We start from the raw sequence: 8,951 nt of genomic DNA, 5'->3' as shown, positions 1-8,951 counted from the left end.
CAGCTGGTTAGAGCACCACCTTGACATGGTGGGGGTCGTTGGTTCGAGTCCAATCGCGCCTACCAATTTTCCATTGCCAGATGGAATGCAAAAAGCCTTCTGATCACTCAGAAGGCTTTTTTGTTTGGTTTTTCTGTTTGTGCGCCCGCCCACGATGGGGAGACTTGCCGGTCAAGGAGGCGGGCAGGGCCCGCGCTCCTCTGTCAGGAGGTCAGGTGCCGACTCCGGCCTGTGCCTGCAGGTAGTCGTTTTGCAGCAGGTACATGCGGATGGCGTTGCGGTACTGGCCGTTGGCGAAGAACTCGTCGATCAGCACGCCTTCCTGCACAAAGCCTATGCGCGCGTAGATGTGGATGGCCTTCTCGTTCTCCTGGTCCACATGGAGAAAGATCTTGTGCAGGTTGAGCGTCTTGAAGCCATAGTCCAGCGCCAGCCGCGTTGCCTGGGCTGCGATGCCCTGGCCCTGCTGCTCGGGGGCGATGATGATCTGGAACTCGGCGCGCCGGTGGATCAGGTCGATCTCCACCAGCTCGACGAGACCGGCGCGATCGCCCTGGTGCTCGACGATGAAGCGGCGCTCGGTCTGGTCGTGCACGTGCGCGTCGTAGAGCGCGGAAAGCTCGTCGAAGGTCTCGTAAGGCTCCTCGAACCAGTAGCGCATGATGGCGGCATTGTTGTTGAGCAGATGCACGGAGCGCAGATCTTCGCGCTCCAGGGGTCTCAGGCGGATGCTGTGATTCATGCGCTCATTGTGCGAGAGCCGCGGTATCCGGCTGCAGGCCACGGATTACCAGCCGGTAGATCAGGTCGGCCGCCGTGTCGTAGTCGTCGGCGGTCAGTTCCGGCCGGCCCAGCAGCAGCGCGAACTGGGCCTGCTGATCGGCATAGGCCTGGGTCACGGACCAGAGGATGAACATCAGGTGGGTGAAATCCACGCGGGCAATCTTGCCCTGCGCCACCCAGCGCTCGAAGGCCTGCACGTCGGCTGCCAGCGCCGGGCCTACCTGGCTCGATATGGCCTGCCCGAAGCGGGGCGCGCCGGCCATCACCTCGCGCGTGAAGACACGGGAGCCATGGGGCCGCTCGCGCGAGGACTGCAGCTTGGCCCGGATGTAGATGCGCAGGGCCTCCGCCGGGTCGTCGCCGCGCAGCAGGTCGGACATGCCGGCGAGCCACTGCGTCAGCACGTCGCCCAGCACGCGCAGATACAGCTCCTCCTTGCTGGCGAAGTAGTACAGCAGGTTGTGGCGGCTGAGGCCGGCGTCGTGCGCGATCAGTTCCAGCGATGCGCCTTCGAAGCCGTATTGCGCAAAGTGCAGTTCGGCCGTCTGCAGGATGTTCAGCTCCTTGCGCAGCCGTGCAGCGGTGGGCTTGCGCGTGGCCGATCGGGCCTGGGGGGAGGGCGCATTGTCAGAAAGGGTTGCCATTGCGCAGATGGTAAGTGGAGATAAGTGGCGCCATTTTGGTGCGATTGTCTGGCATCTTTCTTGCTGACGACTTTCTGGGTGATTTTACTGATTGGTAAATTTTTTCACCCGCGTAAATTCCGTTCCACCCCCAGTGCGCCCGACAAGAGGCGTCACTTGCACATGCGAGGACCACGATGAAACCTCCGAAGACTGTGTTGCTGGATCCGGGGCCTTGCAGGAGTTCCTCCTGCGGGCCGCCTTGCGTTGTCCGAGATGGCCCGGCATGGCCCTGCATGCCGTGTCCCCCTTCACGCCCTCAATCCTGACTCTGGAGGATGCACCATGGATAGCCCCTCGCACCGCGCCTGCGGCATTGCCGCCGGCCGCCTGAACCTGGCCGACTACGCGGCCAATTTCTCCGACGCCCACCCCCCGCTGAACCGCGCCCAGGCCTTGATCGAGGCCGAGCGCTGCTACTACTGCTATGACGCGCCGTGCACCACGGCCTGCCCCACCAGCATCGATGTGCCGGCCTTCATCGCCCGCATCGCCCAGGACAACGTCCGTGGCGCGGCGCGCGAGATCCTCACTGCCAACCCGCTGGGCGGCATGTGCTCCCGCGTCTGTCCCACGGAGCAGTTGTGCGAGCAGGCCTGCGTGCGCAACACCCAGGAAGACAAGCCGGTCGAAATTGGTGCACTGCAACGCTATGCGACCGATGCCTTCATGGCATCCGGTGGTGCACCGCTGTTCCAGCGTGCCGCCGCCACGGGCAGGAAGGCGGCCGTGGTCGGAGCTGGCCCTGCCGGCCTGACCTGCGCGCACCAATTGGCGCTGCAGGGCCATGAGGTGGTGCTGTTCGATGCCCGGCCCAAGCTGGGCGGGCTCAATGAATACGGCCTGGCCAGCTACAAGACCCCCGGTGATTTTGCGCAAAAGGAAATCGACTGGCTGCTGTCCGTGGGCGGGATCACGCCGCGCAACAACCAGCGGCTGGGGCGAGATTTCACGCTGGATTCGCTGCTGGCAGAGCATGACGCCGTATTCCTCGGCCTGGGCCTGGCGGGCGTCAATGCGCTGGGCGTGGCCGAGCCGCAGGCCGAAGGCTTGCGCAATGCGGTGGACTTCATTGCCGACATCCGCCAGGCGGCCGACAAATCCACGGTGCCGGTGGGCCGGCGCGTGGTGGTGATCGGCGGCGGCATGACGGCGGTGGATGCGTCCGTGCAGGCCCGGCTGCTGGGGGCCGACGAGGTCACCATGTTCTACCGCCGGGGCAAGGATGCGCTGTCTGCCTCCTGGGTGGAGCAGGAATGGGCGCAGACCCATGGCGTCAACCTGCGGCTGTGGGCCGCGCCCCAGGAGATCCTGGTGCAGGACGGCAAGGTCTGCGGCGTGCGCATGGCCTGCACCCGCATGGAGGGCGACAGGCTGCAGGTGACGCAGGAGGTGTTCGACGTGCCGGCCGACATGGTGCTCAAGGCCATTGGCCAGACCTATGTCGCCACGCCGGCGGGCGCGGCCATTGCCTTGCGTGACGGCCGCATCGACACCGACGACGAAGGCCGCACCAGCGTGCCGCGCGTGTGGGCCGGCGGCGACTGCCGCGCCGGTGGCCAGGACCTGACCGTGCAGGCGGTGGAGCACGGCAAGGTCGCCGCGCGGGCCATGCACCAGGCGCTGACCAGCGCCGTGGCGGCCGGGGTTTGAGCGGCTGTGCCCGCGCTTTTCAAGGAGCATTGACATGGCAGACATCAGCAGCCGCTTTCTGGGCATTTCCAGCCCCAATCCGTTCTGGCTGGCCTCGGCACCGCCCACGGACAAGGAGATCAACGTCACCCGCGCATTCGAGGCCGGCTGGGGCGGCGTGGTGTGGAAGACGCTGGGCGAGGACCCGCATGTGGTCAACGTGAACGGGCCGCGCTACTCCACCCTCATGGCGCAGGACCGGCGCGTGATGGGCCTGAACAACATCGAGCTGATCACCGACCGGCCGCTGCGCACCAACCTGGAGGAGATGACCCGCGTGAAGAAGGCCTGGCCTGACCGCGCGCTGATCGCCTCGCTGATGGTGCCCTGCGTGGAGGAAAGCTGGAAGCGCATCCTGCCCATGGTGGAGGACACCGGCGCCGACGGGCTGGAGCTGAACTTCGGCTGCCCGCACGGCATGAGCGAGCGCGGCATGGGTGCGGCCGTGGGCCAGGTGCCCGAGTACATCCAGATGGTCACGCAGTGGTGCAAGCAGTACAGCCGGCTGCCGGTGATCGTGAAGCTCACGCCCAACATCACCGACGTGCGCTTTCCCGCGCGGGCGGCCAAGGCCGGCGGGGCGGATGCGGTGTCCCTGATCAACACCATCAACTCGCTGATGGGCGTGAACCTGGACACTCTGGTCATGCACCCCAGCACCGACGGCCAGGGCTCGCACGGCGGCTACTGCGGCCCGGCCGTGAAGCCCATCGCCCAGAACATGGTGGCCGAGATCGCGCGCGATCCGCAGACGGCGGGCCTGCCCATCTCGGGGATCGGCGGCATCACCACCTGGAAGGACGCGGCCGAATACATCGCGCTGGGATGCGGCAATGTCCAGGTATGCACGGCGGCCATGGTCTACGGCTTTCGCATCGTGCAGGACATGTGCGACGGGCTGTCCAACTACATGGACGCGCACGGCTTTGCGCGCATCGAGGACTTCCAGGGCCGAGCCGTGCCCACGGTCAGGGACTGGAAGGACCTCAACCTCAACCACATCGACAAGGCCGTCATCAACCAGGACAGCTGCATCCAGTGCGGGCGCTGCCACGTGGCCTGCGAGGACACCTCCCACCAGGCCATCACCTTCAGCAAGGAGGGCGGTGTGCGCCGCTTCGAGGTGGATGACACCGAATGCGTGGGCTGCAACCTGTGCGTGTCCATCTGCCCCGTGCCCGAGTGCATCACCATGCGCAGCCTGCAGCCGGGCGAGGTGGACCCCCGCACCGGCCAGACGGTCACCGGGGAGTATGCGAACTGGACCACGCACCCGAACAACCCCATGCGCCAGGCCGTGACGGCGCAGGGCTAGAGGGGGCATTGCGGCAGGTCGGCGCACGGCCCGCATCCGGGCCGACCTGGCACGAAATGCGCTTGATGGAAAAAGTCAGACCCTGGATCAGCAATGGATTGGTGATTTCTCTCTTCGAGAAGGAGCTTCGCAATGTCGCATGCCCCGCATTCCGGTGAGTCCGCAGGCAGCCTGTGGAACCACGACCTCGCACCCACGCTGCCTAGCCAGCGCACCTGGACCTGGTACCACTTCGCCGCCCTGTGGATAGGCATGGTGATGTGCATCCCGGCATACACGCTGGCCGCCAGCATGATCACGAACGGCATGTCGTGGTCGCAGGCGGTGATGACGGTGTTCCTGGGCAATCTCATCGTGCTGATTCCCATGCTGCTCATCGGCCATGCCGGGGCCAGGTACGGCATTCCTTTCGCTGTGCTGGCCCGTGCCTCGTTCGGCACCCACGGCGCCAAGCTGCCGGCCATGCTGCGGGCCCTGGTGGCCTGTGGCTGGTACGGCATCCAGACCTGGTTCGGCGGCATGATGATCTACACCCTGCTGGGCGTGCTGCTGGGCCATCCGCTGGAAGGCGAGAAGATCGCTGGCCTGGGCATCAATGTGGGGCAGCTGGTGTGCTTTCTGGTGTTCTGGGCGATCCAGTTCTACTTCGTGGTGCATGGCATCGAGTCCATCCGCAAGCTGGAGACCTGGACAGCGCCACTCAAGATCCTGATCTGCTTCGTGCTGCTGGGATGGGTCTACCAGAAGGCCGGCGGCTTCGGCCCCATCATGGAGCAGCCTTCGCAGTACGCGCCGGGCGGCCCCAAGGCGGGCCAGTTCATGTCGGTGTTCTGGCCGTCGCTGACGGCAATGGTGGGCTTCTGGGCCACGCTGGCGCTGAACATTCCGGACTTCACGCGTTTTGCCAAGTCGCAGAAGGACCAGGTGGTGGGCCAGGCCATCGGCCTGCCCGTGCCCATGGGGCTGCTGGCCATGCTGGCGGTGGTGGTGACATCGGGCACCGTGGTGATCTACGGCAAGGCCCTGTGGGACCCCGTGGATGTCGCCAGCCGCATGACGGGCGCGGCCGTGCTGATCGCGCTCATCGTGCTGCTGATCGACACCGTGAGCGTGAACCTGGCGGCCAACCTGGTCGGGCCGGCCTATGACTTCTCCGCCCTGGCGCCCAGGAAGATCAGCTACCGCGTGGGCGGCTACATGACGGTGGCCATTGCCATCGTGATGATGCCCTGGAAGATCCTGGAATCGACCGAGGGCTACATCTTCACCTGGCTGATCGGCTACTCGGCCCTGCTGGGGCCGATCGCGGGCATTCTGATGGTGGACTACTTCCTGGTGCGCAAAAAGCAGCTGGTGGTGGAAGACCTGTACAGGGAAGAGGGCGTCTACCGCTACTCCAACGGCTGGAACTGGGTGGCCGTGGCCGCCTTCGCCCTGGGCGTGGCGCCCAACCTGCCCGGCTTCCTGCACGCAGCGTTCCCCGCTGCATTTCCGTACGTGGGTGATTTCTTCAAGCATGCCTATGACTACGCATGGTTCATCGGCCTGTTCATTGCCGGCGTGGTCTACCGCATCGGCATGGCGGGCCAGGTGACCAAGGGCGCACCCGCGCTGAGCAAGGCATAGGCCGGACCAACCAACAGGAGGCATGACGCTATGGGTCAATCACAGGGTTCGGTATGGGTGCGTGGCGGCACGGTGGTGAATGCAGACCGGCAGGAGAAGGCCGACGTGCTGTGCGTGGATGGGACGATCGCGGCCGTGGGGCCGGATGTGGCGGCCCTGGTGCCGGCCGGGGCGCAGGTGATCGATGCCTCGGGGCAGTTCGTCATGCCCGGCGGCATCGATCCGCACACCCACATGCAACTGCCCTTCATGGGCACGGTCACGGCCGATGACTTCTACACCGGCACGGCGGCGGCGCTGGCCGGCGGCACCACCAGCATCATCGACTTCGTCATTCCCGATCCGCAGGAGCCGCTGCTGGACGCCTACCGCAAATGGCGCGGCTGGGCCGAGAAGGCTGCGGCCGACTACTCCTTCCATGTGGCCGTCACCTGGTGGAGCGACAGCGTCCATGCCGACATGGGCACGCTGGTGCGCGAGGAGGGCATCAACAGCTTCAAGCACTTCATGGCCTACAAGAACGCCATCATGTGCGACGACGAAACCCTGGTGAACAGCTTCAAGCGCGCGCTGGAGCTGGGGGCCATGCCCACGGTGCATGCCGAAAACGGCGAGCTGGTCTACCTGCTGCAGCAGGAAGTGGCCAAGATGGGCATCACCGGGCCCGAGGGCCATCCGCTGGCCCGTCCGCCCATGGTGGAGGCCGAGGCGGCCAACCGCGCCATCGCCATCGCCGGCGTGCTGGGCGTGCCCATCTACGTGGTGCATGTCAGCTGCACCGAGGCGGCGCAGGCCATTGCCGCGGCCCGTGCACGCGGCCAGCGCGTGTATGGCGAAGTGCTGGCCGGCCATCTGGTGATCGACGAAAGCGTGTACCGCGACCCCGACTTCGCCAAGGCGGCCGCCCACGTGATGAGCCCGCCCTTCCGGGCCAAGGGCCATCAGGAGGCCTTGTGGCAGGGCCTGCAGTCGGGCCAGCTGCACACCACGGCCACCGACCATTGCACCTTCTGCGCCGCGCAGAAAGCCATGGGCCGGGACAACTTCGCCAAGATCCCCAACGGCACCGGCGGCGTGGAGGAGCGTCTGGCCGTGATCTGGGATGCGGGCGTGAACACCGGCCGGCTGACGCCCAGCGAATTCGTGGCCATCACCTCCGCCAACACGGCCAAGCTTTTCAACATCTATCCGCGCAAGGGCCTGGTCGGCGTGGGCGCCGATGCCGATCTGGTCGTCTGGGATCCTGCTGCCACGCACACCCTGTCGGTCAGGACCCAGCGCTCCAAGGGCGACTACAACATCTTCGAGGGGCGCACCGTGCAAGGCATGCCCAGCCACACCATCAGCCAGGGCGTGGTGGCCTATGCGCAGGGCGATCTGCATGCCGAGAAAGGCAAGGGGCGCTATATCAAGCGCCCTGCCTTCGGCCCCAACTTCGACGCGGTGCAGCGCCGCGCCGCCACGCTGCAGCCCACGGCCGTGGCGCGCTGAAGCCCGCATGACAAGGAGACCGCAATGGATACAGATACCCAAGTGAAGCAGGACATCGCGCAGCTGCGCGTCAACGGAAGCCGGCTGTGGGATTCACTCATGGAGCTGGCGCAGATCGGCGCCACGCCCAAGGGCGGCGTCTGCCGCCTGACGCTGACCGACCTGGACCGCCAGGGCCGTGATCTGGTGACCCGCTGGGCGCGCGAGGCGGGCATGACGGTGACCATCGACAAGATCGGCAACGGCTTCATGCGCCGGCCCGGGCGCGACAACAGCCTGCCGCCCATCATGACGGGCAGCCACATCGACACCCAGCCCACGGGCGGCAAGTTCGACGGCAACTACGGCGTGCTGGCGGGGCTGGAGGTGGTGCGCACGCTCAACGACCACGGCATCGAGACCGAAGCGCCCATCGAGGTGGCCTTCTGGACGAACGAGGAAGGCTCGCGCTTCGTGCCGGTGATGATGGGCTCGGGCGTGTTCGCCAAGGCCTTCACGCTGGAGCATGCCTATGCGGCCACCGACTCCGAAGGCAAGACCGTCAAGGGCGAGCTCGAGCGCATCGGCTATGTGGGCAGCCAGGAACCGGGAGACCACCCGATCGGCGCCTACTTCGAATCCCATATCGAGCAGGGCCCGGTGCTGGAGGACAACGCCAGGACCATTGGCGTGGTCACCGGCGTGCTGGGCATCCGCTGGTACGACTGCGTGGTCACGGGCATGGAGGCCCATGCCGGCCCCACGCCCATGGCATTGCGCAAGGATGCGCTGCAGGCCGCCGCGCAGCTCATGCAGGAAGTGGTGGCCTGCGCCCACCGCCATCCGCCCCACGGGCGCGGCACGGTGGGCATGGTGCAGGTCCATCCCAACAGCCGCAACGTGATTCCGGGGCAGGTCAAATTCAGCATCGACCTGCGCAACGCCACCGATGCCGACTGCGAAGCCATGGACGCCGACATCCGCGCCGTGGCCGACCGCATCAGCCGGGAGACGGGCCTGCCCATAGCGATCAACCTGGTGTCCAGCTACCCCGCCCAACCCTTCCATGCCGACTGCGTGGATGCGGTGGCGCGCGCCGCCAAGGCCCTGGGCTACTCGCACATGCCCGTCGTCTCGGGCGCCGGGCATGATGCGGTCTACATGGCGCGGCTGGCACCGGCCGGCATGGTGTTCATTCCCTGCAAGGACGGTATCAGCCACAACGAGATCGAGGACGCCACGCCGGCCGACATCACCGCAGGCTGCAATGTGCTGATGCACGCCATGCTGGAACGCGCCAGGGTGGCGGGTTGATCCAAAAAACTGCGCAACTTGCCCGGAAGCCCTGTTTTGCACTGCTATACTTGCAGCTTCAACAAACG

Annotated in this window: 7 protein-coding genes; 5 read left to right on the top strand and 2 right to left on the bottom strand. The window is 66.1% G+C overall.

Translation table 11 applies throughout. The annotated features are described in order from the left end of the window. Positions 1-211: 211 nt before the first annotated feature. Both speG and L995_RS02605 read right to left on the bottom strand, forming a co-directional pair. The gene (gene speG, locus L995_RS02610; RefSeq protein WP_016445275.1) at positions 212-742 is read right to left on the bottom strand and encodes a spermidine N1-acetyltransferase; all 531 of its coding nucleotides are present in this window, start codon (positions 740-742) and stop codon (positions 212-214) included. Between the two features lie 4 nt (positions 743-746). Further along, the gene (locus L995_RS02605) at positions 747-1,427 is read right to left on the bottom strand and encodes a TetR/AcrR family transcriptional regulator (protein WP_016445276.1); all 681 of its coding nucleotides are present in this window, start codon (positions 1,425-1,427) and stop codon (positions 747-749) included. A 324-nt stretch (positions 1,428-1,751) separates the two neighbouring features. Here L995_RS02605 and L995_RS02600 point away from each other — a divergent pair, with 324 nt between their 5' ends. From L995_RS02600 to L995_RS02580, 5 genes are all read left to right on the top strand, one after another. After that, positions 1,752-3,119 carry an NAD(P)-dependent oxidoreductase gene (locus tag L995_RS02600; RefSeq protein ID WP_047468822.1) on the top strand — a complete coding sequence of 456 codons (1,368 nt, stop codon included), beginning with the start codon at positions 1,752-1,754 and terminating at the stop codon, positions 3,117-3,119. A gap of 34 nt (positions 3,120-3,153) precedes the next feature. Further along, positions 3,154-4,473, top strand: a complete 1,320-nt coding sequence (preA, locus tag L995_RS02595) for an NAD-dependent dihydropyrimidine dehydrogenase subunit PreA (RefSeq protein ID WP_013803150.1) — start codon at positions 3,154-3,156, stop codon at positions 4,471-4,473. 132 nt (positions 4,474-4,605) lie between these two features. After that, positions 4,606-6,099, top strand: coding sequence for an NCS1 family nucleobase:cation symporter-1 (locus L995_RS02590; RefSeq protein ID WP_047468819.1), 1,494 nt, complete (start codon positions 4,606-4,608; stop codon positions 6,097-6,099). Positions 6,100-6,129: 30 nt separating this feature from the next. Beyond that, on the top strand, positions 6,130-7,590 hold the full coding sequence (gene hydA, locus L995_RS02585) for a dihydropyrimidinase (RefSeq protein WP_047468816.1): 1,461 nt from the start codon (positions 6,130-6,132) through the stop codon (positions 7,588-7,590). Between the two features lie 24 nt (positions 7,591-7,614). Next, a complete protein-coding gene (locus L995_RS02580) occupies positions 7,615-8,883 on the top strand; it encodes a Zn-dependent hydrolase (protein WP_047468812.1) in 1,269 nt (422 codons plus the stop codon). The last annotated feature ends 68 nt before the right edge of the window (positions 8,884-8,951 follow it).

This window comes from Delftia sp. ZNC0008, from assembly GCF_000799035.1.
In the GTDB taxonomy this organism is placed as follows: domain Bacteria; phylum Pseudomonadota; class Gammaproteobacteria; order Burkholderiales; family Burkholderiaceae_C; genus Comamonas; species Comamonas tsuruhatensis.
Note: the sequence above shows the minus strand (reverse complement) of the source record. Positions and strands in the feature narration are given on the sequence as shown.